Source organism: Psychrobacter sp. PSP (assembly GCF_024085615.1).
Taxonomy (GTDB): domain Bacteria; phylum Pseudomonadota; class Gammaproteobacteria; order Pseudomonadales; family Moraxellaceae; genus Psychrobacter; species Psychrobacter pacificensis.
On the sequence record NZ_JABLTF010000020.1, the window covers coordinates 1 to 26,053 of the forward strand.

The window sequence follows — 26,053 nt, forward strand, 5'->3', positions numbered from 1 at the left end:
TCATGAGTATATGCATTATTACAATAATGAGCGTATTCAACTCAAACTAAAAGGACTGAGCCCTGTGCAGTACAGAACTCAGTCCTTGGTATAAACTAAACCGTCCAAGTTTCGGGGGTCAGTTCAATTATAGCGTGGCTTTTTTAATGATTTACGGTAGGACTATTCGTTACATTATTATGACCCTTCGTCAATGCGAACTAGCTTGAGCGTCCCATCGGCACTAGCAACACGGCGATAGCGCGTATTAGTAGAAGTTGAAGGACTTATCAATGGTTTAGAAGAATAGCTATTAGGCGTAGTGGTCTGCTGCTCAATTAGCTGCCCCATACGATCAGCAGGCGCAGGGCTCAAAGGTCGGCTATTTGCTGGCTGACCGTACTGCCCTTGAGTTGGCGATGCGTTACCAATGATGGCCCGATAGAACTTTTGGCCTGCGCGTCCATCTGCTGGGAAAATGCCACGACTGGTCTGATATTGCTGGATAGCGGTACGGGTATTGTCCCCAATGATGCCATCAACACCACCAATATCATAGCCTGCATTTAATAAGGCTTGCTGAATATCTTTTGCTTGTTGACGACTGATACCAGGATCGTCTGTTGGCCAAGCAGTGATAAAGTCTGTTTTGCTACTGTCTTCGCGAGTAATCAAATCTGATAAATGGGCGATAGCCAAAGCATAGTTTTCTGAAGCATTATACGAGTAGAACGTATCAAAGTTTTTACCAACCAAAAACGCAGGACCATCGACACCAGCTGGTAGCAATAAACCCGCACTACTCAAGTCATAAGGCAGCGGACTACCGTTAGCCAGCGTTAGACCTTGATTGCGCCAATGGCTGATAGATTTTTTGTCTTTACGGTTGGAAGCCGCCCAAAATCCATCAGGTAGTTTGACTTCATAACCCCAAGGCTCGCCCGTACGATAACCACGTTTGTCTAAAAAATTTGCAGTAGAGGCGAGCGCATCAGGCACACTATTAACAAGGTCACGACGTCCATCACCATCACCGTCTACTGCTAGCTCTAAGAAGGTACTAGGCATAAACTGCGTTTGCCCAAACGCACCTGCCCATGAGCCTGTCATATCATTGGGCGCGATATCACCATTTTGTACGATTTTTAGGGCATTGGCATACTCACCTTGAAAGTAGCTTTGACGACGATCAAAACAAGACAATGTCGCTAACGATTCAAACAATGGCTTTTTGCCCAGCGTCTGACCAAAGTTAGATTCTACGCCCCATACGCCAAGCACATGCTCCGCTTTTACGCCATAGCGCGATTCGATTTGGCGCAGCGTGTCACGCCACTGGCGCTTGGCACGGATACCATCTTCGACACGCTCTTTGTCTACTAGCGCTGAGAGATAATCCCAGACATCTTTTTGAAACTCTGGCTGATAGTTGAGTGACTGAATGACACTAGGATCAGGCTGGCTTGGACGATAGTTGTTAAAGGTATAGCTACTGACACCGCGAAACTTGCTCGAATTTTTTAGGCCATCCAAGCATTGCTGAAATTCACTATTGGACAGATCTGGAGCGGGCGGCTGAGCTGCTTGGGCAGTGCTCGCAAGGCTAATGCCAACTGCAACACTAAGCAATGAAAAGGTAGAAAAAGGAGTCAAACGCATGAAAACATCCTATAAACGTTAAGTTGGTTGCTAAGAGACAAAAATCAAAAGGCTAAAAGTGGTATCAAGGTAGAGTAACCAATCTAAACAGTAAAGAAAAGCTGTCGAAGTACTAAGATTATGAATGGTTACGATAAATTGACGATGGCGTGAGGTTGGGAGAGTATTTTGTTGAGCTAAAAGTTCAAAGTGTCAGACAGCATTTAAATTTCAGAGATTTTTTAGCAAATAGAACCTATCTACTTAGCTAGCAAATTATCCAACTCTTTAATAAAGCCATGAATCCGCGCCGCATTTTTACCCAAGTTTGCTGCGCAAACCAATTCTTTGTTGCTTATTTCAATAGCCAAATATGCTCTGTGACTTTTAGATTAGGTGCAGACCCTATAGAAGAAGGCTCGCTTGCTAGCTTACAGATCTGATAGTGACTGCCATAATACTGCTGCACTTGCTCATGATTGATAGAGAACGGCGGCCCATCTTTTTTACTTTGATCGTAATTAAGCGTTATTAGCAATTGTGGCGCATTGTCGCTAACTTTACGTATCTGTTCGCTATAGTCGGGACGCATATCAGCTGGCAGAGCGATCAAAGCTGCTTTATCATATATCGCATCGATAGTACCTAGATCTGTAGAGGTCAAGGCAAAGATATCAGCAGCCCAGAGTGTAATAGTTCGCTGCTCATCACCATCTACCAGCTGACCTTGGTAGCATTTAATATCTGGATTTTCTACATGCTGAGAGACAATAGGTTGGATATTTTGTTCAGCAAAGAATGCTTGTACGGCTGTCTCAACCAACTCAACGCCCACCACATCATACCCTTGTGCCGCGAGCCAAACCATATCGATAGATTTGCCGCAAAGAGGCACAAAGATGCGACTACCCGTGGATAAGTCTAATTGGTCAAAGTAATTGACTAATAACGGATTAACATCTGACTGATTAAATCCGATACGCTTTTCTTGCCAGCGTTTGTGCCAAAATTCGGGATTCATAATTTACGCCTATCTATAGGTATTTGTTGATAACTTTATAATAACGTCTTATTTGAAAATGCTGAACACAATAAAAAGCCAAACACCTATTTTATAAGCATTTGGCTGTTAGCAAGCAGGATTTGTTAATCAATCGTTTAGCTCGTCATATATTGACTAAATTCTTTACGCAATTTAGCAAGCTTTGGTGGTATGGCAAAATTGCAATAAGCCTGTCCTGGATTTCTGTTAAAGAAGTCTTGATGCGCCTCTTCTGCGCGGTAAAATTCAACGGCAGGATGTACTTCTGTGACGACATTGATGCCCATGTCACGCAGCTTATTAATGGTGCGGTCGACCGTTGGTTTCTGATCTTCCTCGGTATAAAAGACCACGCTGCGATACTGACTGCCAACGTCATTGCCTTGACGATCCATCGTTGTGGGATCATGCGTGGCAAAAAATACGTCGAGGATGACTTCCAACGGGACGGTCGTCTCATCAAATTCGACTTTAATGACTTCGACATGTCCAGTGTCACCACCGCATACGGCTTCATAATTGGCTGATACTGCATCGCCGCCCATATAGCCTGAAACGACAGACTGCACGCCTTTTACGGATAAAAAGACAGCCTCGGTGCACCAAAAGCAGCCACCGCCTAATACGATTGTTTGCATAATTTTTTCCTATTTTTATAAATATAAAATCATCGTTGTTTGCCTAGGTGTGATCTATCAAACAATGTCGTTTAGCTTAGCAGGGCATCTGGTGGCGATAAGTAACAAACAGTAATGTTATAATGGGCTTTTGCTACGTGTGGTATGACCGCAGCGCTGATAAAAACGGTGCGGTTTGCCCATCATTTTATTTGAATAATGAGTGTGACCATGAGCCAGCCAACGCCCGATACTGCCCCAGCCATCCAGCATGATACGCTATTTACCACACCGCTGGACAAAGCGGCGCGTTTTTCTTTTGATGAGCAAGTGGTGGCTTGTTTCCCCGATATGATTCGCCGTAGCGTACCCGGTTATGGTCAGGTATTGGCCATGCTGCCCATATTTGCCCGTCGTCACTGCAAGTATCGTCAGAAAAAGGGCAGCGGTCAGCGCGTGAGCCGCGTGTATGATTTGGGCTGCTCGCTTGGTGCCGCCAGTATGACGCTGGCTGGTGAGTTTGATCCGCAAGACTTGCAGATTAAGGCGATTGATATCTCCCCTGCGATGACGACCGAAGCCACGACGTTATTGAGTGACAATTATCCTGAGCACGATATCGAAGTCATTACTGCAGACATTCGCGACGTTGAGCTTGAGCCATGCGACATGGTGATTTTAAACCTAACGCTACAGTTTTTACCAGCAGCCGATAGAGTCGCAGTATTAGAAAAAATCTATGCGGCCTTGAGCGAAGGCGGCATACTGGTATTAACCGAAAAAACTCATGCCTTTGATGAGCAGTATGATGCGTGGTTGGTTGAGCGTTATTATGACTTTAAGCGTGCCAATGGCTATACCGAAATGGAAATCAGTGGCAAGCGTAATGCATTAGAAAACGTGCTGATTACCGATACGCTAGATGAGCATCATGCACGGTTAGATCAGGTTGGCTTTAAACGTCATCTGACGTGGTTTCAGTTTTTAAATTTTGTCTCTATTGTGGCGTTTAAATAATCCTTACTTTTAACACAGTTATTTCTTCATCATTACGGTAATCTGCTTCTATGCTAAACGACACAATTACGCACGCCGAACGCGAACTATATTTAACCCTATTAGAGCTGGCTCAGCAGCAGCCGAGCGCTTATGAGTGGCTGACGCGACTGCCAACATGGTTAAATGACATCAAGGACAAAGCTAACTACGCACATGCGCCTGCTTATCAAGCGTCAGTCGCTCGTTTACCACAATTGGCTGTCAATCACGTCGATCTCAACAGCGATATATTGACGATTGAGGCAAGTCTAAATGAGTCTCAGCGCAAACAAACAACGGCGTTATTAAAGCAGTTGATGCCGTGGCGTAAAGGCCCATTTCAGATTGGCGGTCAAATCGGCGATGATGAGTCAGGTATTAAGATCGATACCGAGTGGCATAGTGATTGGAAATGGCAACGTGTTGCGCCGCATTTAAGTAGGCTTGATGGTCGGCGTGTATTGGATGTGGGCGGAGGTTCTGGCTATCACGGTTGGCGTATGGCAGGGGCTGGCGCGGACACGGTCATTATTATTGATCCGTCATGCTTGTTTTACCATCAGTTTATGGCGATTCGTCATTTTGTCGGTAGCGCGGATGCCCATACTCATAATACAGGCCGTTACCGTACGCATTATATTCCTGTGCCGCTCGAGGCCTTGCCAGAGCATAGCCAACTGTTTGACACCGTATTTAGCATGGGTGTGCTCTATCATCGCCAGTCACCGTTCGAGCATTTACAACAGTTGAAAGGGCAGTTGGTCAAAGGCGGTGAGCTAGTGCTTGAGACGTTAGTTATCGAAGGCGATGCCAATACAGTCCTAGTACCGCACGACCGCTACGCGCAGATGAATAACGTGTATTTTTTACCATCGGTCGCCGCATTGATAGGTTGGCTAGAAAAAGCAGGTTTCTCAGAAGTGCGTTGTGTCGATGTGGCTGTCACCTCAATGAAGGAACAACGAAAAACCGAATGGATGACCTATCATTCGTTAGCAGACTTCTTAGATCCTAATGACTCAACTAAGACCATCGAAGGATATCCTGCACCCATGCGTGCGACTTTGATTGCGAAAAAGTAGCAAGACTTTTATTGTAGCTACCATCAGCTTGCTATCGCTACCTGCTCTCGCAGGATACGGGACACCATCCAAAGATTCAGGTTTTGTACAAGACGACTGGCAAGTGGTTTGTGATAATACGCGTACTTGCCGAGTGGCAGGCTACTCAAGTGACGCCTCAATAGATAAGCCTGTTTCAGTGCTATTCACCGTATCGCCAAAAGTAGCGCTGCCAAAGGCACAAATTCAGTTGGCATCAAAAGTATCCAAAGATAAGGCTGAGCTGTGGTTAAATAATAAAAACTATGGGACATTGCAGCCCGCTGGAAGTGACGCTGCATTATATGATCTATCTGCTAAGCAAACACAAGCAATTATCGATAAGGCTCGATAAGAAATATTTGGGATTTAATGACGAAAAATGACTGATTATATCAGCCATTTTTTGAAAGCGACTTCCATGACTATTTTAAGGATGAAACCAACAGAGCCTGCGCCAAGGGCCAAAAAGATCCAAAAGGTACCTGCGCGCCCAGCATCAGAAGTTTTAGAGATATCCCACATGATAAAGAATAAGAAAGCGATGAATATCGGCAGTAAGACGTACAAGCCCCAACTGGTGACCGTACTGGCAGCAATAGCAAACATAGCGTAATCCTATAGGGTAATAACGCGTCTTCTATGGCGTAAAAGCGTCATAGAAGCGCAATATAAACCATCATTATAACGTGTAAGCGGTTGGGTATAAACGACTGCCCAGTATCGGGCAACAGGAACGCTACAATTGACAAAGTCATTCGCTCATTGATTTTATATTATTTATACCAGATTTATTTTACTAAGCATCAGCAAACGAGCGAACAAAATTTATATTAATCCCAATTATCAATATTAGTTGTCATAACGGTAAGATTTTAGGGCTAATTTTGGCGCAAATGGTGCAATAAAGCGCAAAGATTGTTATATTTACAGATTACTTATCTTTTTGCATTATTTTATCCCTGCAATGTCGGTCGGCACTATAATAAGCAGTTATCGACTGCTCGCATTCGCACCGTTTTTGTTGTTTATTTAATTGAGTTCAAATCCCTATGTCACAAGCCCAAATTGATACGCTTGCATCCCTATTCAATGATGCCATTCAAACCCTACAAGCAGATGGTACGCTACCAAGCGACTGGCAGAACAACAGCCAAATCACGCGTACGAAAGATTTAAGCCACGGTGATTTTGCCAGCAATATCGCACTGACGGCGGCCAAAGCGGCCAAGGCCAATCCACGCCAACTTGCCGAAAAAATCGTCAATGCACTCCCTGAGAATCAAGACATTCGCCAAGTAGAAATCGCCGGTCCTGGGTTTATCAACGTATTTTTAAACTCAGAGGCTAAGTTTGCGGTATTGGACGATATTTTTACTCAGCAAGATCGTTTTGGTCTGAGTAATCAGTTTGATGGTCAAAAGGTACAAGTCGAGTTTGTCTCTGCCAATCCGACCTCAAGCCTGCATGTCGGTCACGGACGCGGTGCAGCGTTTGGTATGAGCGTATCAAACTTACTAGAAGCCATCGGTTACGACGTCACTCGCGAGTATTATGTCAATGATGCGGGTCGTCAGATGGATATTTTGGCGACCAGTACCTATTTGCGTTATTTGGCGCTAAATGGTGAGCAAATCACGTTCCCAATCAACGGCTACCAAGGCGATTATGTCAGTGATATCGCACAGACATTAAAAACGCAGCATGGTGACAGCTACGTTCATCGTTTTGCCGATGTTGCCAAAGACGTACCAGAAGACGCAAAGTTTGAGATCAATGCGGATGGCGAAAAAACGCTCATTTCAGGTGACAAAGAAGCGCATATTGATGGCTTGATTGCGGGTAGCAAAGCCTTGCTTGGTGACAGCTATGCGCTGTTTTTAAATGCCGCCTTGAGCAGTATTTTGGCCGATATCAAAGACGATTTGAATGACTTTGGTGTGAGCTACGAGTGCTGGTTCAGTGAAAGATCGATTGATAGCGAGATTGAGCCTGTCCTACAAATACTCGATGACAAAGGTTACTTGTACGAAAAAGACGGCAACATCTGGTTCAAATCGACCGATTTTGGTGATGAAAAAGACCGCGTGGTTCGCCGTGCTAATGGTCAGTCGACGTATTTTGCCTCGGATATTGCTTATCATAAAAACAAGTTTGATCGCGGTTTTGACAAAGTGATTAACGTTTGGGGCGCCGACCACCATGGTTATGTGCCACGCGTAAAAGCGGCGCTGCTCGCGTTGGGGATTGATGCTGAACGTCTTGATGTCGTGCTCGTACAGTTTGTGGCATTGTGGCGCGGCAGTGAAAAAGTACAAATGTCTTCACGCTCAGGTCAGTTCGTTACTTTGCGTGATTTACGTGCAGAAGTCGGCAATGATGCGGCGCGTTTTTACTATGTCGCGCGTAAGCCTGAAGTACACATTGACTTTGATTTAGAGCTTGCCAAATCACAAAGCAAAGACAATCAAGTGTATTATATTCAGTATGCGCATGCGCGCGTTTGCCGTGTATTAGAAAAACTGGCAACCTACGATTTGGCAGTAGATGATGCTGTTGGTTTGGCACATCAAGATTTGCTTAATGCGCCCAATGAAGACGAGTTGATTAAACTGTTAGCTGGTTATCCAGCGACACTATTACGTGCAGCGACTGGCTACGAGCCGCATGTCTTGACTAACTACTTAAAAGAGCTTGCTGCATTGTTCCATGGTTGGTATGACACCAATCGCATTTTGCCTGTCAGTCTCACGACAGGTGAAACACCAAGCTCAGATGAGATGGCATTGATGCAAGCACGTTTGCGCTTGTCCAAAGCAGTTAGACAGGTCTTGGCGAACGGCCTTGGTCTGCTTGGTTTGTCAGCACCTTCTGCTATGTAGTCATTTTCTAACATGTGACATGAGTATAGACAGCCAATAGCATTAATTCGATGATGACCGTTAAATTCAGTAGGGAGAACGAGATCCATGCTAGCCAAAAAACCGAAAGGCGCAACAGAAAAGCGCAAATCAAGTAGCGTATCGGGCTTATTGTGGATGTTTGTTGGGGCGGTATTGACCCTTATGATCGGGGTATTTATCTACCTTTCACCATTATTCAACTTTAGTCCCGCTGATGGTAGCGCCGAGAACGATCCTGACAGGCAGGTGCAGCCGCGCGTAGATACTGATACCGATAATGGCGATTATGAATTCTACGATATTTTGCCCAATCAAGAGATGGCAACCATTCCTGATGAAGATATCGCTGAGATTGATAACGATCAGATAGGAGATATTGGCGCGTTTGAGCCGGATGTCGTCGTGACCCAGCCGGATAGTACGGCAGCTAATGGTATAGATAATGCTGGTAGCTTTGGTAATGTGGAAAGTCCTGCAGGCGAGACCAGTGGCGGTAGTAATACTGCTGCGGGCGACGATATTGTTGTTGTTGAAGAGGACGCAACTTATGATGGCACGCCACCTGCTAACACCAGCAACTCTGCGACCCGTAACAACAATGCAGGAGCAGGTACGGCAAGTATTCAAGCGGCCAAACCTGCTGCGACCTATATTTTGCAGATCAATAGCTTTAGTGATGCAGATGAAGCAGATCGTCGCCGCGCCCAAGTATTGATGGCAGGCGTGGATGCCAGAGTAGTCAAAAATACGACAGGTAATGGCTTACCTATCTATCAGGTAATCTCGCGTCCGTTAAGTAACCGTCAGGCAGTGACAACAGCACAGCAGCGCCTACAAAATAACGGTATTGACTCTATTATCGTTGAACAGCGTCGTTAGTCCAAGCGCTATATATAATAATCGGTATATATAAGAAGTATTTGTGATCATAAAAAAGCGTCGTCATGACGCTTTTTTTATCTCTTTAATTTATTAAGCACTCTATTATCTTTTCTCCTTAATCAAAATATTCATAAAGAGTATGGTTATGACAGCATCTCCCTCAGCAGTACCGCAAGCAGGCGTTATCAAAGCATTCTTTCAAAAGTACTTTATCAATGCCTTTACGGGCATGGCGTTAGGGCTATTTGTCACACTAATTGCTGGCTTGATTATCTCGCAAATCGGTGGCTGGTTGAATTTGCCCGCATTAATCGCCGTGGGTAAGCTTGCGTCAATATTGATGGGGGCGGGCATTGGGGTAGGTATCGCTTATTATTTAAAAGCGCCAACACTCGTGATGCTTAGCTGCCTTGTAGCAGGTATGTTGGGTGCGCATTCTGAAGCACTAATGGCAGGAACGCTATTCATACCACAAGAGGGTGGCCCTGCGACCTTTGTAGCACTGCCAGGCAACCCAATCGGCGCTTATCTGACGTCTGTATTCGCTTATCGCGCTGGTACGTGGATCGCAGGCAAGACCAAGCTCGATATTTTATTAGTGCCCTTAGCAGTGTGTGGTATCGCGCTATTGGTCTGTGCGCTGCTCAATCCGCCTGTTGTTGCGGCAGTTAATGCGATTGGGCAAGGGATTCACGCGGCAACTGAGCTACAGCCATTGCTGATGGGTATCGTGATTGCAGTCGTCGTTGGTATCTTATTGACGCTACCGACATCGAGCGCTGCCATTTGTATTGCGATTGGCCTTGGGGGTTTGGCGGGCGGTGCCGCAGTTGTTGGCTGTGCCGCGCATATGATTGGTTTTGCCGTGGCCAGTTTTAAGGATAATGGATTTAGTGGCGTGATATCTCAAGGATTGGGAACCAGCATGCTGCAAATCCCTAATGTGCTAAAAAAACCTATCGTTTTGCTGCCTGCCGTTATTGCGAGCGCGATCGTTGGCCCTATCGCGACTGTCGGATTTGGCTTGGCTTGTACGGCGACAGGGGCGGGCATGGGTACCGCTGGTCTGGTTGGTGTGTTCGGCGTTATTGAAGCATCACAAGAAATCATGAGTACGACCCAATTATGGACAGCGATTGTCCTTCTGATGTTTGTATTGCCTGCAGTGATTGCAGGTTTGGTCGCTTACATCATGCGCCGTATGGGCTGGCTAGTCGCTGGTGATATGAAGCTGCCCTAAAAACGGTTAAAAATTTGTATTCGTGACCATACAACAAAAAAGCCCTGCTGTTCAAAAACAGTAGGGCTTTTTTATTTAAGGAGCGTCAGTTAGTTATGGTGCGGTACTTGTTTTATCACTACGCTTGTTATTGCGTCTTGGTTTTAGTTTACGCGATAACTGAGTGATGTCGTTTATAACTTCACTATAATGTGATGGGAATACCCGCTGAATGGCATCAACCATTTTGGCATCATTCCCAATTAAGCAGCGCTGCTGATTGGTCGCAGCGGCATGTAAAATAATCCAAGCTGCTTCGCTGGCATCAAATTTCAACAGTTTATTAAAGCTTTTAATGGCTTTATCACCAGTAGGCATACCGACCGTACTGGTACTATCATTGCCACGTGCGCTATTGGCAATATTGGTTTTGATACCGCCTGGATGGATACAGGTCGCTGATACACCGCAATTCTGAATGTTAAGCTCTTGACGCAGGCTTTCTGTAAAGCCGCGTACCGCAAACTTACTGGCATTATAAGCAGAATATGAAGGCTGAGCGGTCAAACCAAACAAGCTGGAGATATTGATCACATGACCATGTTCTTTAAACTGGCGGGGTTGATCGTTTTGATTATCACTCGTCACCTCGCTTTGTTTGACACTGTTTTTGATGAGTGGCAAAAACGCTTTGGTGCCATAAACCACGCCCCAAAAATTGATATCCATCACCCATTCAAGCTCCTCAATACTAGCGCCCTCTATCGTCGAAGAGAAGGCCACGCCTGCATTGTTAAAGATGAAATTGACTTTGCCATGGTCGCGCATCACGCTATCCGCCCACGCTTGCATAGCGTCATTGTCTGATACATCAAGTACAGTCATGGTGACCTTAACATCATAACCAACCAGCATCTCTTTGGTTCGTGTCAGTTGTTCTACATTGATGTCTGATAGCGCCACATGACAGCCCATTTTTGCTAAGTGAAGCGCAAGCTCGCGTCCCATCCCAGAACCTGCGCCAGTAATGGCGGCGACATGATTTTGGTAATAAGGTGCAATATCATTATCTTGTTCGCTGGGTGTATAAAAGGGCAGGTGCTGGCGTAATGAGGACGCCATCGTGGTTATATTGTTAAGCATAATAAACAGTCCTTTGTATTATTAAGAGTGAGTATTCATAGGTGCCATAGACGTTGGAAAACAGCAGTAGAATAAAAGTCGCAATAGACTATCTACATTAGCATGATTAATCATGAGGTCTACTTGCGATTGATAAATACTGCTATCATTTTGTAATGAGGAGCGTCAATTATCTCTAAAGCACTATACTGTTAAGTGTTCTTGGAATATAAAGGTTAATCAAATTTTTGATAAATAATTTAGGCGATCGATAGACATAAAAAAGCGCCGTGGCTTATAAGGCCAGACGCTTTTTTTGAATACCTCATTACTAATAATGAGCCATCTAAGTCGCATTATGCATTAAGCAATTTTAGGTATTTTACCTTCATTGATGACTTCTGCATCAACCATCACGGTCTTGGCATTTTCCATAGAAGGTAGCTCATACATGGTCTCAAGCAGGGCGTTTTCTACGATAGAACGTAGACCGCGCGCGCCAGTTTTACGCTCCATTGCTTTTTTGGCGATGGCATCAAGTGCTTCATCTGTAAAGCTGATCTCAGCACCTTCCATATCGAACAAGTACTTGTACTGTTTGACCAGTGCGTTCTTAGGTTCGGTAAGGATTTGGACTAAGGCTTCTTCATCAAGCTCTTTGAGCGCTGCAAGCACAGGCAGACGACCGATGAGCTCAGGAATCAAACCAAACTTGATCAAATCTTCTGGCTCAACTTCTTGTAGCAAGTCTGAGCTACGACGGCTGTCGTCTTTTGAGCTAACATCTGCGTTAAAGCCGATACCACCTTTTTCGGTACGTTGCTGAATGACTTTATCAAGTCCTGCAAACGCGCCGCCGACGATGATTAGGATGTTACTGGTATCGACTTGGATCAGCTCTTGCTGTGGATGCTTACGACCACCGTGCGGCGGAATCGCAGCAACGGTGCCTTCGATCAGCTTTAGCAGCGCTTGCTGCACGCCTTCGCCCGATACATCACGGGTAATCGATGGGTTATCACCTTTTTTGCTAATTTTGTCGATTTCATCAATATAGATGATGCCTTGTTCCGCTTTGGCCACATCGTAGTCAGACGCTTGTAGTAGCTTTTGCACGATGTTCTCAACGTCTTCACCGACATACCCTGCTTCGGTCAAGGTGGTGGCATCGGCCATTGCAAATGGCACATCAAGCAGACGAGCCAAGGTTTGCGCCAGCAAGGTCTTACCAGAACCCGTTGGGCCAATCAGCAAAATGTTACTTTTTGCCAATTCTACCATCGCGTCATCAGCACCGATTTTGGCTTTTTTGCTGTTATTGGCAAGTGTCTGGCTGACTTTTAGACGTTTGTAATGGTTATATACCGCGACCGATAACGCTTTTTTGGCAGCGTCCTGACCGATGACATACTCATCAAGCTTGGCACGCAGCTCTTTTGGGGTAGGTAGCTTTTTGTTGACCCATGAGGTATCTACGTCGCTGTCGTCATCGCTGTGTTCTGCACTGTCTGCGATTAGATCAGTACATAGCTCGATACATTCATTGCAGATATTGGCGTCATCAGCAGCAATCAGCTGCTGTACATCACTTTTGGCTTTACCACAAAACGAACAATGCGGGGTGTTATCTTCTGCCATAAAAGGCGCTCCTAAAGTTTAAAACTGGTTAGTCTATTTGCGACATATCGATGGTTGTATTGGTTGAACGCTCATACCTGCTTACGATCTATCAGGTATGAGCGGCATATTGATTTACCATACAAACAGACTATAACTATTCTTATGATGGCGCACTCGTTTGAGAGGCGTAGCGCTTATTTGAGATTACAAAGATTCAGGACGGCGCTCTAATACTTCATCAACCAAACCGTACTCTTTGGCTTCCTCAGCATCTAACCAAAAATCGCGCTCGACGTCTTTTTCGATTTTTTCGAGTGGCTGGCCGGTGCGCTCAGCCAAAATGCGGTTTAGGCGATCACGGATTTTGAGGATTTCACGAGCATTAATCTCGATATCAGTCGCTTGGCCTTGCGCGCCGCCTGATGGCTGGTGAATCATCACGCGAGCATTGGCGAGTGAGTAGCGCTTACCTTTTTGACCCGCGGCCAACAAGAATGAGCCCATGCTATAAGCACCGCCCATACAGATGGTGGATACTTCAGGTTTGATAAAGTTCATGGTATCAAAGATTGCCAAGCCTGCACTTACTGAGCCACCTGGTGAATTGATATACAAATGAATGTCTTTGTCAGGGTTTTCAGCTTCTAGAAATAGCAGCTGTGCGACGATTAGATTGGCCATATGGTCTTCGACTTGGCCTGTCAAAAAGATCACACGCTCACGCAATAGGCGTGAAAAAATATCAAACGAGCGTTCACCGCGTGAAGACTGCTCAACCACCATTGGTACTAGCGCCGCTTGGGTGGTTTGTACTTCTTTGTGAGCGCTCATTAGCATATCAAAATGTGGGTTAGCAGTGATGCGTTCATAATCTGTCATAGAAAAGTCCTATCGATAAAGGGATAAAATAAAAAACAGTTAAAATGGTTTTATTGTCTGGTATGTTTTGTGCTAATGGGTAGTTTATAGGGGGACTACGCCCACTATTCAAGCCTATAAAACCCGTTTGTACATAAAATAGGTGAAAAAGTGAGTCCGCTATATTTTTATATATAAGTTGAAAGAATATCCAAAAAAGGCAGATTCTATCTGCAAATCAGGCGTATCCCACAGAAACTTACCCCGATATGGATATCATAGAGCAGTGTCTCACCATACTTTTAACATAGAATACCTGATTAACTGCCTTGCAATCTACCTATCTTACTATTCAATTGTGCAAATGTGGGTTGTCAAAAGAATCCTTAAGCGCATTTACTCATAGTTATTCTTATAAGTAGAAAGTGCGGCCTGACATAGTGCGTTAATAGTCCAAGTTTGAATGCTAAAAAATGGTGCATATTAACGAAAAACGCCACAATTTGGTGCAAACCGTTATTTATCTAATGGTTATCAGCGTTAAAAGGCTGTTAAAAAAATAGCTAAACCAGCTTTGTCATGTTAGTAAGAAAAAATATACAGTCAAAACCAAAGTAAAATCATTATGTTGGGTGTGATGGTGGACTGTATGTAAGAGTATTTGCATATGAGTTGGCATAATGCTTGTATGGACAGTGAAATTAACTGACTTTTTGGTCAGGAACCAGATTACTAGATTGTATTTAATGAGTAAAATGAGCAAATGAGTATATAAAATGAGTTGGGCTTCTTCTTTAACATTGAGTTTTGACACTGTTAAGCGCAAAGATACTGTCAAAAGTATGGCTGCTACCGCTAAGACGCGGCTATCTCATCGTAAGCACACGGGCGCGCTTATGATACAGCGTGCCCTATATCCTGAGCCACGTGTGCAACAAGGCATTTGCCATATATTGATGTTATATCCGCCAGCAGGTATCGCAGGCGGTGATACGCTGACGATAGAGTTGCATTTAGACAATGGCAGCCATGCTGTTATCACCACACCAGGGGCGGGCAAGTGGTATGGTAATGACGGTGTCAGCCAAAAACATAAAGCTCGGTCGGACGACAACGACACGCACCAAAGTATGAGCCAAGACAAGATAGCTGCCTATGCAAGCCAACATCTGCAAGCCAAACTCGCCGCACATGTTCGCTTAGAATGGCTACCACAAGAGAGTATTATTTATAACGAAGCCAATATGCATGCAGTGAGCCGTTTTGATTTAGCTGACTCATCTAGCTTGCTGACTTGGGAGATTAGCGTATTTGGGCGGCAAGCATATGATGAGCAGTTCCTGCAAGGGCGTTATCATACTGGATTAAATATCTACCGAGAAGGTAAGGTTATCGTTGCTGATCGGGTCAAACAGGCGGCCCAAAGTCGCTGGTTTACATCGAGTCTAGGACTAGCAGATCAGCATATTTATGGGTCATTTTGGGCAGTGCCAAGTTTGAGCGATGTACATGACAACGCTGCACTGCCTGCCTCTGCCGCACAATCAGACGAGACAGCCTTAGCAACGATGAAGCAGGCCCTAGCTCGCTATTTAGACAATACCATCGTTGCATTACGCCATATGATTGCTGAGGCTAGATTACCGGTTTATTGTACTCATAACGGTCAAGCCATTAATATTCGGTATATCGGTTCAGATGTGCGCGGCTGTTTTGAAGCTTTTTATCAAATCAGAGAAGGCTTGCGACATCATTGGTGGCAGCTTGAGCCTTGCCGTCCGCGTATTTGGGACACCTAAGTCTACGGTTTTTCATAGCTAAGCCACACGACCTGATAATCTGCTATAACTTTTATAATAAATAAAATAAGGATTTGCCATGCATCTGACGCCAACAGAAAAAGACAAGCTCATGCTATTTACCGCTGGCATGGTGGCTGAGCGCCGCAAAAACCGCGGCGTTAAGCTCAATTACCCCGAAGCCATCGCTTATATCAGTATGCTGCTGATGGAAGGGGCTAGAGATGGCAAAAGAGTGGCTGAATTAATGAGTGAAGGGGCTACTTACCTGTCTGCCGATGATGTCATGGAAGGGGTGGCAGAGATGGTCGATGAAGTGCAAATCGAGGCGACCTTCCCTGATGGTACCAAATTGGTCACGGTACACAATCCCATCGTATAGTTCTGTCTATCACTAAATGATCACTCCAACATAAGGCGGCTCCCATGCAAGCAGGCGAATATAACATCCAAGATGGTGACATTATCCTAAACCAAGGAAGACAAGTACAGACCATCAGTGTGAGTAATACTGGCGATAGACCGATCCAAATCGGCTCGCATTATCACTTTTATGAAGTCAATGATGCGCTGAGCTTTAATAGAGAGCAGACCCGTGGGTATCGCCTAAATATCATCTCTGGCACGGCAGTTCGTTTTGAGCCGGGGCAGTCGCGAGAGGTAGAATTGGTGGCTTATGCTGGCAAGCAGGAAGTATATGGCTTTGCAGGTCGTGTCATGGGCGCGGTTCAACCAGATAAGACCGATGAAAAGCAACTGGCTACTTCGCAAAAGCGGGTAAGTCGGCAGATTTATGCAGAGCATTTTGGTCCGACTACCGGCGATAAAGTGCGTCTCGCTGATACTGAGCTTTGGCTACAGGTTGAGGCGGATTTGACCAGCCATAAAGATACTGCTATTGACCAAGCGAATACGTCACAAAGTGATGAAGGTACTAGCCATACTACCGAGATTAAGGGTGAAGAAGTCAAATTTGGCGGCGGCAAAGTCATCCGTGATGGTATGGGTCAAGGGCAACTGCTGGGCGCGGAAGTTGCAGATACCGTGATTACCAATGCACTGGTTGTAGATTATACGGGTATCTACAAAGCCGATATCGGTATCAAAAATGGCCGTATCAGCGCGATTGGTAAAGCGGGTAATCCTGATATCCAGCCTGCCATCGATATTCCGATTGGCGGCGAGACCGAAATCATCGCTGGTGAAGGCAAAATCCTCACCGCAGGCGGCGTCGATAGTCATATTCACTTTATCGCGCCTCAGCAGTGTGAGACGGCGCTGATGTCGGGGGTGACCACGATGCTAGGCGGTGGCACAGGCCCTGCCCAAGGTACGCTCGCGACTACTTGTACGCCGGGGGCATATCATATTGCCTCAATGCTACAATCTACCGATAGTATCCCTATGAATATTGGGCTATTGGGTAAAGGCAATGTGAGTGTGCCCACTCCAATTGCTGAGCAAATCGAAGCGGGTGCCGTCGGACTCAAGCTACATGAAGATTGGGGTACGACGCCGCAAGCTATTGATAATTGTCTGAGCGTTGCTGACGACTATGATGTGCAAGTTGCGATTCATACTGACACGTTAAATGAAAGTGGCTATCTTGAGAGTACGCTTGGCGCATTTAAAAACCGCTGTATTCATACTTTTCATACCGAAGGCGCAGGCGGTGGCCATGCGCCTGATATTCTAAAGGCCATTGGCAAGTCGCATGTGCTTCCATCTTCCACCAATCCTACTAGGCCTTATACCGTCAATACCATTGATGAGCATCTCGATATGCTCATGGTTTGTCATCATTTAAGCCCTGCTATCGCAGAGGACGTAGCATTTGCCGAAAGCCGTATTCGTCAAGAAACCATCGCGGCTGAAGACATCTTGCACGATTTGGGTGCTATCTCGATGATGAGTAGTGACTCACAAGCGATGGGGCGCGTGGGTGAAGTGGTCATTCGCACATGGCAGACGGCGCACAAAATGAAAGTTCAGCGTGGTCATCTGGCTCCAGATGCGACAGCACAAACAGAGCATCAAGCGCAGCATATTACTCTGACCGACTACGATCAAAGCGCGGACAATGATAACTTTCGCATCAAACGCTATATTGCAAAATATACGATAAATCCTGCGATTACGCATGGTATTAGCGATATGGTCGGCTCCATTGAAGTGGGTAAATGGGCGGATATGGTGCTGTGGTCGCCCAAGTTTTTTGGGGTAAAACCTGAATGCATCATCAAAGGTGGCCTGATCGCTGCGGTACCGATGGGCGATATTAACGCCTCTATTCCCACCCCTCAGCCTGTGCATTATCGTCCTATGTTTGCGTCGTATCCCAAATCGGTTGCTCAAACCAGTATCACCTTTATGTCGCAAGCCGCGATAGACAAACAAGTCGATAAACAGCTTGGACTGACAAAAGTGATTCAGCCTGTCCATGGGATACGTGAGATTCGCAAAAGCGATATGCGCCTCAACAGCTACTGCCCAGATATGGACATCAATCCTGAGACCTACGAAGTACGTGCCGATGGTAAGACACTTACCTGTGAGCCTGCTGAGGTACTGCCCATGGCACAGCGTTATTTCTTATTCTGATTTTTATTTTAAGATTTAAAGACACACGGCTAAAGGCTGTCTTAAAAAGCGTGTCACAGGCTTATAGAGAGCTGGTTTTGGGTGATCTTCTCATTGATTGCTGACTGCCATTTTGGGCACTTTTATTATCAATACTATTATTCAATCGTTTGAGCCACAGTAAACAGAGCATTATATTTATGAAAATATTTAATACCCGTCTTCCTACCTTAAGTGATATCCAACAAGCGCAATTGACTGCCCAGCGCCAAGCGGATGACTATCTGCTTTTGGACTTTGATACTCGTCAGCATTCTCGCTTTAGGGCCATTACTGTTTCAGGGGAGGCGGTCGGTATCGATTTGCCGCGTACTGGTGTCTTAAAAGGAGATGACGTCCTCACCAATGCCGCAGGGGAGTTGATGCAAGTCATCGCCAAGCCCCAAGCGGTGACCAAAGTGACGGCAGCCGATGATTTTTTATTAATGAAAGGCGCGTATCATTTGGGCAATCGCCATGTGCCGTTAATGTTTGAGCACAGTGCAGCAGGATACGCGCTGTATTTTGAAAACGATCATGTACTGGCACAAATGCTAGAAAATCTTGGGCTGCATACTGAGTCTGCATCAGTGCCGTTTGAGCCTGAAACAGGCGCTTATCAGACAGGACACGGGCATTCGCATAGCCATTCTCACGCTCATACGCATTCGCATAATGACGCGCATAGCCATGATGACCATGACAACAACCACAACCACAATCACAGTCATAACCATGATGACAGCCACAGCCATCATAATGCGTCTATAGGTCATTCAAATGAGGGTTGATGGCAGTACTCAGCCTACTCAGTCTGTCCAACTTGGACAGATGTTGATGCTGGCATCGAGCAATTTGCCGATTGGTAGCTATACCTACTCGCAAGGTGTAGAGTCAGCGATTGAGTCAGGGGTTGTCTTTGATGAAACCAGTACGCTTACCTTTATGCAGGACTATCTAGCGCTGGCTGTTATTGGCTACGAGCTACCTATATTGGCACTGATCATGTGTGCGCTTGATCAAGGTCATGAAGCGCTAGCGGCAAATCTGGCACATGATTATCATGCAGGCCTTGAGAGTAAAGAGTTTATACTAGAGTCGCAGCAGTTGGCACAAGCGATGGTATCTTGGCTCAACGAGGTACTGAATCTTGGTATACCTGCTGAGATACCTGATGATGGTTATTTACCACTTTTTGCTCACATTGCCCAGCATTGGCAGCTGCCACTCATGCAGTCGATGACCACCTATGGATTTGCTCAATTGGAAAATATGGTGCTCGCTGCTGTCAAGACTGTACCACTCGGGCAAATGGCAGGTCAGCGTATCTTGTGGCAGCTGCAAAGTGATCTTGGCTCTGAAGTTGAAGCGCTGAGCGATAGCATACAGCAAGCCTTTGAGAATGTAATTAGGTCATCAAAAGCGATCGACACGCTCAATATGAGTGAACATCAGGGTTATCAAAAGCTGTGCGAAGACCTCTATGACAGGCTCAATATTTCTAATAGCTTGCCCAATTTGGCGATTCTCTCAAGTATGCATGAGGAGCAATACAGCCGGTTGTTCCGCTCATAACTGTACCTTTATCTCTCATAACTGTACCTTTATCTCTATTTATCACTATTCCTATATGAAACATTTAAGGAGCTTACCATGTCTCTAACCCCGATCAAAACAAAAAGCATCCAATCTACACCTGACTCACATATTGATAATGACCAGTCAAATCCGCCTGCTTCTTTATCCTGCTTACGCCTCGGCATCGGCGGGCCAGTCGGCAGTGGTAAGACCGCTTTGACCCTAAAATTGTGTCAAAACTTGCGTGATACGATCAATATGGCAGTTGTCACCAATGATATTTATACCAAAGAAGATTCGCAGTTTTTGACACGCAATAATGCGATGCCAGCTGAACGTATTCGCGGCGTAGAGACGGGCGGCTGTCCGCATACCGCGATTCGTGAAGATGCCTCTATCAACCTGACGACCATTGCCGAGTTGCAAGAAACCTTTGAGGGCCTAGAATTGATTATCATTGAATCGGGTGGTGACAATCTTGCCGCGACCTTTAGCCCAGAGCTGTCTGATCTGACCTTATATGTCATTGACGTCTCAGCGGGTGACAAAATACCTCGTAAAGGGGGCCCTGGTATCACCAAGTCGGATTTATTAATCATCAATAAAACCGATCTTGCCCCAATGGTTGGCGCATCGCTTGAGGTGATGGAGCGCGATGCCAAAAAAATGCGTGGCGATAAGCCTTTTGTCTTTAGCAATATGAAAACCGGTGATGGTCTGGATGAAATTATTGCCTTTATCAAAGAGCACGGTATGCTCGCTTAACTAATAGCCCCTCATCAATCATTAAAATATTCATCATAAGGAGTCAACCCCATGACAGAACATACAAAAGAGCATCACAGTCATAAAGCCCGTTTTTCACAGGCTTTATCTTCTCGAAAAATAGCAGCGGCTTCAATGACGCTTGCAACCTTTACGATGGTACCGTCGTTGGCGCAGGCACATTCGGGTCATCTTCACTCGGCTACTATGCAAGCGCCCTCGTTTTTGGGCACATTGCAAGCGGGACTGATGCATCCAGTGACGGGTCTTGATCATCTGTTTTTGGCAGTAGGGATGGGTATGTTGTTTTATGGACTACAAAAGCAGCGCCTAGGTATGATGTCATTGGCAGCTGGATTATCACTAGGGGCCGTTTTGGGCACTATTGGGGTGTTGGTTGGCGGTGTTGGGTTTGCGGCATCATCTGGATGGATTGAGATTGCCATATCGCTATCAGTGGTCGTATTGGCTCTGATTTTGATGAGTGATAAGAGTCGACAAGAAGCTTTTTCAGCGCGTACGCAGCCAGCGCATACGCCAAGCATCCAGCAACTATCGTTGTTTGGTTTTGGTGGTTTGGCAGTCTTTCACGGATTGGCACATGCCCTTGAAGTACCAGCGAATGCTGGCGTAAGTGGTCAGTTGGGTTTTTATGCAGGGATGCTAGTGACGATGCTGGCGCTATATGCAGTTGGTACGTTGGTCAGCCAGCAGCTACAGCAGCGCCTAGGCAATAACTTATGGTTACAGCGTGGTCTGGTCGTACTTGGACTGGGTGCGGTGTTTGTACCTGCTCTAGTATAGGGTGTATTATTGCAAGACTTTGAGCGTAGTCTTAGCTGATGCGTCTTGCGTAACGACCATGCTAGCGATTGGTTAATCAAAAAAGCCATTGAGCGTGCACAAAAAAATACGGCCCCGATCGATGATCGGGGCCGTATTTTTTGATATGTAGAACAAGCGTGCTGTATGGTGTTATGGTTTAACACCATACAGCGCTCAGTCTAGATTACATACCTTGCTGCTGTTGTTGCTGAGCCGCTAGCAAATCTTGGTAGCTGACTTCTTTGTCAGTCACTTTGCCTTGGCTGATCAAGTAATCTACTACTTGGTCTTCTAGTACCACAGACTCAATGTTAGCGCGTTGCTGCTTGTCATTGGTGTAGTACTCGATTACTTCCGCTGGATCTTCGTAGTTTTCAGCCGCTTCTTTGATGAAGGTTTCAACACGCTCTTGATCCACTTCTAGACCTTCGGTGTCGATAACACGGGCAACGATGATACCAAGACGGGCTGCACGTAGCGCTTGCTCTTCAAACAGCTCATTTGGCAGCATGTCTTTATCGAAGCTATCAGCGCTCGCACCAAACTGCTGAGAAAAACGTTGCATCATCATGTTGCGCTGACGCTCGATTTCTTGCTCTAGCATGGCGCTTGGTACGTCAAACTCGTTCTTTTCTAGCAATGCATCAAAAGTCGCTTGCTTCACTTGGCTACGCGCGGCGTTCTTGATTTCGCGTTCCATGTTTTTGCGTACGTCTTCTTTTAGTTTATCTACGCCGCCCTCAGTCACGCCAAATAGCTCAAGGAAAGCATCATCGATCTCAGGTAACTTAGGTTTTTCAACCAATTTTACGTTGATTTTGAACTGAGCTTCTTTACCAGCTAGGTTCTCAGCTTGATAATCTTCTGGGAAAGTCACATCGATAATTTTTTCTTCGCCAGCTTTCATGCCTTTGATACCGTCTTCAAAGCCTGGAATCATCTGGCCGCTACCGATGACTAGTTTGAAGTCTTCAGCGCTACCGCCTTCAAACTTCTCGCCGTCGATTGAACCTTCAAAGTCGAAAGTGACCTGAGTATCTTTAGTCGCTTTACCTTTTTTCTCAACGTACTCTTGACGCTGCTTTTGCAGGTTTTCGATCATGGTGTCGACGTCTTCGTCGCTGACGGTTGCCGTGTGACGCTCAACTTCGATTTCATCGATACCTTGTACGTCGATTTCTGGGAAGATTTCAACGGTGGCTTGATACACCAAGAAATCGTCTTCAAGTTTGACGTCGTCGATGTTTGGCATGCCAACCGCGCGGATGTCTTCAGATTTGATCGCTTCAAAGACCGTATCACGGATCACATCGTTGATCACTTCTTGCTGGATGCCTGCACCGTACTGTGAGCGGATGTGCGACATTGGCACTTTGCCTTTACGGAAACCGTCGATTTTGGCGGTTTTCGCCACTTGGCTGATGCGGCCTTCTACTTTGTTTTGAATTTTTTCAACGGGTACTTTAACCGTGAGCTGAGTCTCTTTATTAGATAGCTTGTTGGTTGTGACTTGCAAATCTGTAGCCATGTTCATTACACCTTTAGGATTAAGTAGTACGTTTGATTAATGAGATAGTACTTGGGTTAAATGGTAATAGACAAACCGTGCCTCAAATTACGGGCGTGTACGACGGTTGTCGCTGGAATAAATAGGGGATAATGATAAGCCCGCCACTTCAAAATCAGCACCAGTAGCAATCGCCGCTGATACCAAAGGGTGACACTGTCGAAGTTGTCAGGGTTACCAAATATCAGTTATAAACCGTTAATGCACCGCATAATAACGCTTTTTGGTGAATTATACAGGCAAATAACGGCCTTCAACAAAATTTTAAAAGTAGAACAGTATAATCTATCTGCTTATTAAAGTAAAAATTATCTCTTTGACGGCAGGGTTTCTAAGGTTTTTTGCGATGACAAGCGCACTTATTTTACAAGAGAACCTATAAAGTTTTTATAAGAGAACCTATAAAGGCAGTTGTGCCAATAATTGCTGAATAGCCTGCCCCCGATGACTGAGACGATTTTTATCAGCCGCGCTTAGGCTTGCCGCACTGGCTTGTAGATTAGGTAACCAAAACAATGGATCATAGCCAAAACCGCCGTCGCCATGCGGTGCGTCTAAGATCTCACCGTGCCATAAGCCTTGAGCGATAATCGGTAATGGGTCATCTGCATGACGCACCATCGCTAATACGCAAACGAACATACCCTCAATCGGTGTGTCAGGCTGGGCGTTGCGTAGCGGCTGCAAGTCAGCAATGAGCTTGGCGTTGTTTTTGTCATCGTTACCGTGCTCGCCAGCATAGCGCGCCGAGTAGATGCCGGGGGCATTACCGAGTACAGGCACGCACAGTCCTGAGTCATCAGCAATCGCAGGCAAGCCGCTCAGACGGCTGGCATGACGGGCTTTGATAATGGCGTTTTCGACAAAGCTGAGCCCATCTTCTATCGCATCGTCGATATTGAGCTGACCTTGCGGGACAATCGTCACGTCCAAGTTCGCTTCGGCAAATAGCCGTTTAAACTCAGCCAGTTTGCCTTTGTTATTGCTGGCCAGCACCCACTGGTTATTAGAGGTTGATTGGGGAGCAAGTTGTACGGTATCGGTAGTGCTCATAGGGTCGTTCCGTTATATAAAAAATATGAATGAATTAGCCGAGCTTTAACTTTTGGCATTTTTATAGATGCTATAAGATCGACCTCGATAACGATGTTAGTACTGATGGCATAGGGTTTGACGAGGTAAAAGGTCATCGTTGAATAAATAACCAGTGACGATGCAGAATATACGAGCTATAACATTTGGTAACTGATATTATTAGGGGCTGTTGTTATAATAGTGACCAAGCTACAGTGAAATATATCTTATAGCTTGTGAATATTAAGTTAATATAAGTCTATAGAGTCAAACACTTGGCTTTTGGACGAACAATAACAGCTAGGTTAATTTTGGATTCATAATAATACGTGATACAGTGTTAAGCAATCACGTGTATTAAGCGATAACATTCACTTCAAACAATCAACTCAGCCAATTTAGCTCGATACCAAGTGTTTCTATTCTTAAGGCGTATCTATTTTAGGTATGTCTGTATTTAGAGAGACAGTAGTATGAGTGGACAAATAAGCAAGGATAAAATAATTATGTCAAATATTACTTTACCAGATCTCCCATATGCAAAAGACGCGCTAGAGCCACATATCAGTGCCGAGACGCTAGAATATCATCATGACAAGCATCATGCTGCTTACGTAAACAAGTTAAATGAGCTACTACCAGGTTCTGGTTTAGAAGACAAAACCTTACCAGAAATCATCAAAGCGACTGCTAAAGATGACAGCAAGCAAGGTATGTTCAACCAAGCCGCTCAAGTATGGAACCACACGTTCTACTGGAACTGCATGACGCCAACCAACGGCGGCGGCGAACCTACTGGCGATCTAAAAGCAAAAATCGAAGAAGATTTTGGCAGCTATGACAAGTTCCGCGAAGAGTTCAAAAATGCGGCAACTTCACAGTTCGGTTCAGGCTGGGCATGGCTAGTCGCTGATAAAGTGGGTGGCAAACTGTCTATCGCCAAAACTGGCAACGCAGACACCCCACTAGCGCACGACCAAGTCGCTGTATTGACTTGTGATGTATGGGAACACGCATACTACATCGACTACCGTAACCGTCGTCCTGACTACGTAGATACCTTCCTAGACAAGCTCGTAAACTGGGACTACGCAAACGCAAAATATAAAGGTCAAGACGCAGGCGTTGAAGAGTAATCTTAACGCTTAAGTTTCGATTAATAAAAAAGGACGCTGAGAGGCGTCCTTTTTTTGGTTTTAATGGACAGTTTGGGAGCCGCTAATGAATATAGACCTTATTTAATTGTTGTGTCCTCTTCAATAGCAATCACATCAGCATCTGTTATAAACACTCTATCTGTTAGGCATGACGCATCACCTTTAGTAGCATAAACCACGTTATTTTTAGGTAAAGCGCCGCCGCCTGTGCCTACTTGTACATCCAATGGCACTTTAATATCTCCTAGCATAACAGCATTTTCCTCTATTAAAAAAGTGGCTTTGCCTTGAGGAAAGACAGGGGTTATAAAAGCATCTTGTCCAGTAAGCTCAAGCAATAGACAATTATTTTTAAGTACAAACTCGCCATAGATAATAGCCACCATCTGTGACTCAGATGGATAATGAGTAAAAAGATCAGTCGGTCTTTTACGAGCTTTTTTTTCTTCTATAACAACTTTGGCTGGCTCTACAATAACGTCTTTTTGTTCCATATTATTTTTATTTATATCTATACTTTTTGTTGTACTGACACAACCCAATTGAAAGCAAGATAATAAGACTAGGGTAAGTACAAAACGATGTTTCATAATTGATACCAGTTGATAATATTTAGTAGACGTAATTTGGTTTTTTAACCTAGCTTTGAAA

25 protein-coding genes are annotated in these 26,053 nt (G+C 45.2%); 15 read left to right on the top strand and 10 right to left on the bottom strand.

Annotation, left to right across the window (positions count from 1 at the left end):
- On the top strand, positions 1–94 hold a 94-nt coding region (locus HL061_RS09885), incomplete at its 5' end, for an IS3 family transposase (RefSeq protein ID WP_252962710.1).
- Between the two features lie 83 nt (positions 95–177).
- Here the strand turns inward: HL061_RS09885 and HL061_RS09890 are convergent.
- From HL061_RS09890 to msrA, 3 genes are all read right to left on the bottom strand, one after another.
- Positions 178–1,638: a lytic murein transglycosylase gene (locus tag HL061_RS09890; RefSeq protein ID WP_252962784.1), complete on the bottom strand. Its 1,461-nt coding sequence runs from the start codon at positions 1,636–1,638 to the stop codon at positions 178–180.
- A 334-nt stretch (positions 1,639–1,972) separates the two neighbouring features.
- Complete coding sequence (gene tmpT / locus HL061_RS09895) at positions 1,973–2,638, bottom strand: thiopurine S-methyltransferase (protein ID WP_071002870.1); 666 nt, start codon at positions 2,636–2,638, stop codon at positions 1,973–1,975.
- A 137-nt stretch (positions 2,639–2,775) separates the two neighbouring features.
- The gene (msrA, locus tag HL061_RS09900; RefSeq protein WP_071002871.1) at positions 2,776–3,297 is read right to left on the bottom strand and encodes a peptide-methionine (S)-S-oxide reductase MsrA; all 522 of its coding nucleotides are present in this window, start codon (positions 3,295–3,297) and stop codon (positions 2,776–2,778) included.
- 210 nt (positions 3,298–3,507) lie between these two features.
- On the opposite strand from msrA, the gene cmoA reads away from it, so the two are divergent.
- From cmoA to HL061_RS09915, 3 genes are read left to right on the top strand one after another with little or no spacing between them, the layout of a single operon-like run.
- Positions 3,508–4,293: a carboxy-S-adenosyl-L-methionine synthase CmoA gene (cmoA, locus tag HL061_RS09905; RefSeq protein ID WP_071002872.1), complete on the top strand. Its 786-nt coding sequence runs from the start codon at positions 3,508–3,510 to the stop codon at positions 4,291–4,293.
- A 50-nt stretch (positions 4,294–4,343) separates the two neighbouring features.
- Entirely contained in the window at positions 4,344–5,396 is a 1,053-nt protein-coding gene (gene cmoB / locus HL061_RS09910; protein WP_071002873.1) for a tRNA 5-methoxyuridine(34)/uridine 5-oxyacetic acid(34) synthase CmoB, read from the top strand.
- Positions 5,383–5,769, top strand: a complete 387-nt coding sequence (locus HL061_RS09915) for a DUF1176 domain-containing protein (RefSeq protein WP_071002874.1) — start codon at positions 5,383–5,385, stop codon at positions 5,767–5,769. Before cmoB ends, HL061_RS09915 begins: the two co-directional genes overlap by 14 nt.
- Before the next feature lie 35 nt (positions 5,770–5,804).
- Here HL061_RS09915 and HL061_RS09920 read toward each other — a convergent pair whose 3' ends face one another.
- Positions 5,805–6,023: a DUF2788 domain-containing protein gene (locus HL061_RS09920; protein ID WP_071002875.1), complete on the bottom strand. Its 219-nt coding sequence runs from the start codon at positions 6,021–6,023 to the stop codon at positions 5,805–5,807.
- A 443-nt stretch (positions 6,024–6,466) separates the two neighbouring features.
- Between HL061_RS09920 and argS the strand changes: the two genes are divergently transcribed.
- From argS to HL061_RS09935, 3 genes are all read left to right on the top strand, one after another.
- Positions 6,467–8,296, top strand: a complete 1,830-nt coding sequence (gene argS / locus HL061_RS09925) for an arginine--tRNA ligase (RefSeq protein ID WP_071002876.1) — start codon at positions 6,467–6,469, stop codon at positions 8,294–8,296.
- 87 nt (positions 8,297–8,383) lie between these two features.
- Positions 8,384–9,196 (top strand): SPOR domain-containing protein, encoded by an 813-nt coding sequence (locus HL061_RS09930; protein ID WP_071002877.1) that lies wholly within the window; start codon positions 8,384–8,386, stop codon positions 9,194–9,196.
- Between the two features lie 148 nt (positions 9,197–9,344).
- A complete protein-coding gene (locus HL061_RS09935) occupies positions 9,345–10,439 on the top strand; it encodes a PTS sugar transporter subunit IIC (protein ID WP_212564115.1) in 1,095 nt (364 codons plus the stop codon).
- A gap of 93 nt (positions 10,440–10,532) precedes the next feature.
- On the opposite strand, the gene HL061_RS09940 is transcribed toward HL061_RS09935, so the two are convergent.
- The 3 genes from HL061_RS09940 to clpP form a co-directional block, all read right to left on the bottom strand.
- Complete coding sequence (locus HL061_RS09940) at positions 10,533–11,561, bottom strand: SDR family NAD(P)-dependent oxidoreductase (RefSeq protein ID WP_083328923.1); 1,029 nt, start codon at positions 11,559–11,561, stop codon at positions 10,533–10,535.
- A gap of 342 nt (positions 11,562–11,903) precedes the next feature.
- The gene (gene clpX, locus HL061_RS09945; RefSeq protein WP_071002879.1) at positions 11,904–13,178 is read right to left on the bottom strand and encodes an ATP-dependent protease ATP-binding subunit ClpX; all 1,275 of its coding nucleotides are present in this window, start codon (positions 13,176–13,178) and stop codon (positions 11,904–11,906) included.
- A 186-nt stretch (positions 13,179–13,364) separates the two neighbouring features.
- Positions 13,365–13,991 carry an ATP-dependent Clp endopeptidase proteolytic subunit ClpP gene (gene clpP / locus HL061_RS09950; RefSeq protein WP_212564481.1) on the bottom strand — a complete coding sequence of 209 codons (627 nt, stop codon included), beginning with the start codon at positions 13,989–13,991 and terminating at the stop codon, positions 13,365–13,367.
- An 803-nt stretch (positions 13,992–14,794) separates the two neighbouring features.
- Here clpP and HL061_RS09955 point away from each other — a divergent pair.
- The 7 genes from HL061_RS09955 to HL061_RS09985 all read left to right on the top strand — a co-directional run bounded on the left by HL061_RS09955 (position 14,795) and on the right by HL061_RS09985 (position 21,583).
- Positions 14,795–15,817: an urease accessory protein UreD gene (locus HL061_RS09955; RefSeq protein ID WP_252962785.1), complete on the top strand. Its 1,023-nt coding sequence runs from the start codon at positions 14,795–14,797 to the stop codon at positions 15,815–15,817.
- 79 nt (positions 15,818–15,896) lie between these two features.
- Positions 15,897–16,199, top strand: coding sequence for an urease subunit gamma (gene ureA, locus HL061_RS09960; protein WP_057761815.1), 303 nt, complete (start codon positions 15,897–15,899; stop codon positions 16,197–16,199).
- Positions 16,200–16,243: 44 nt separating this feature from the next.
- Positions 16,244–18,418, top strand: coding sequence for an urease subunit alpha (gene ureC / locus HL061_RS09965; RefSeq protein WP_083328924.1), 2,175 nt, complete (start codon positions 16,244–16,246; stop codon positions 18,416–18,418).
- Between the two features lie 179 nt (positions 18,419–18,597).
- On the top strand, positions 18,598–19,227 hold the full coding sequence (ureE, locus tag HL061_RS09970; RefSeq protein WP_071002882.1) for an urease accessory protein UreE: 630 nt from the start codon (positions 18,598–18,600) through the stop codon (positions 19,225–19,227).
- Positions 19,217–20,011 (top strand): urease accessory UreF family protein, encoded by a 795-nt coding sequence (locus HL061_RS09975; RefSeq protein WP_071002883.1) that lies wholly within the window; start codon positions 19,217–19,219, stop codon positions 20,009–20,011. Before ureE ends, HL061_RS09975 begins: the two co-directional genes overlap by 11 nt.
- Positions 20,012–20,089: 78 nt before the next feature.
- A complete protein-coding gene (ureG, locus tag HL061_RS09980) occupies positions 20,090–20,779 on the top strand; it encodes an urease accessory protein UreG (protein ID WP_083328925.1) in 690 nt (229 codons plus the stop codon).
- A 51-nt stretch (positions 20,780–20,830) separates the two neighbouring features.
- Positions 20,831–21,583, top strand: a complete 753-nt coding sequence (locus HL061_RS09985) for a HupE/UreJ family protein (RefSeq protein WP_252962786.1) — start codon at positions 20,831–20,833, stop codon at positions 21,581–21,583.
- A 205-nt stretch (positions 21,584–21,788) separates the two neighbouring features.
- On the opposite strand, the gene tig is transcribed toward HL061_RS09985, so the two are convergent.
- Positions 21,789–23,132 (bottom strand): trigger factor, encoded by a 1,344-nt coding sequence (tig, locus tag HL061_RS09990; protein ID WP_071002885.1) that lies wholly within the window; start codon positions 23,130–23,132, stop codon positions 21,789–21,791.
- Between the two features lie 438 nt (positions 23,133–23,570).
- Positions 23,571–24,224, bottom strand: a complete 654-nt coding sequence (rdgB, locus tag HL061_RS09995) for an RdgB/HAM1 family non-canonical purine NTP pyrophosphatase (protein ID WP_071002886.1) — start codon at positions 24,222–24,224, stop codon at positions 23,571–23,573.
- Positions 24,225–24,751: 527 nt separating this feature from the next.
- Between rdgB and HL061_RS10000 the strand changes: the two genes are divergently transcribed.
- A complete protein-coding gene (locus HL061_RS10000; protein WP_071002887.1) occupies positions 24,752–25,381 on the top strand; it encodes a superoxide dismutase in 630 nt (209 codons plus the stop codon).
- 98 nt (positions 25,382–25,479) lie between these two features.
- Here the strand turns inward: HL061_RS10000 and HL061_RS10005 are convergent, their stop codons facing one another.
- Positions 25,480–25,992 (bottom strand): hypothetical protein, encoded by a 513-nt coding sequence (locus HL061_RS10005; protein ID WP_071002888.1) that lies wholly within the window; start codon positions 25,990–25,992, stop codon positions 25,480–25,482.
- Between the last annotated feature and the right edge of the window lie 61 nt (positions 25,993–26,053).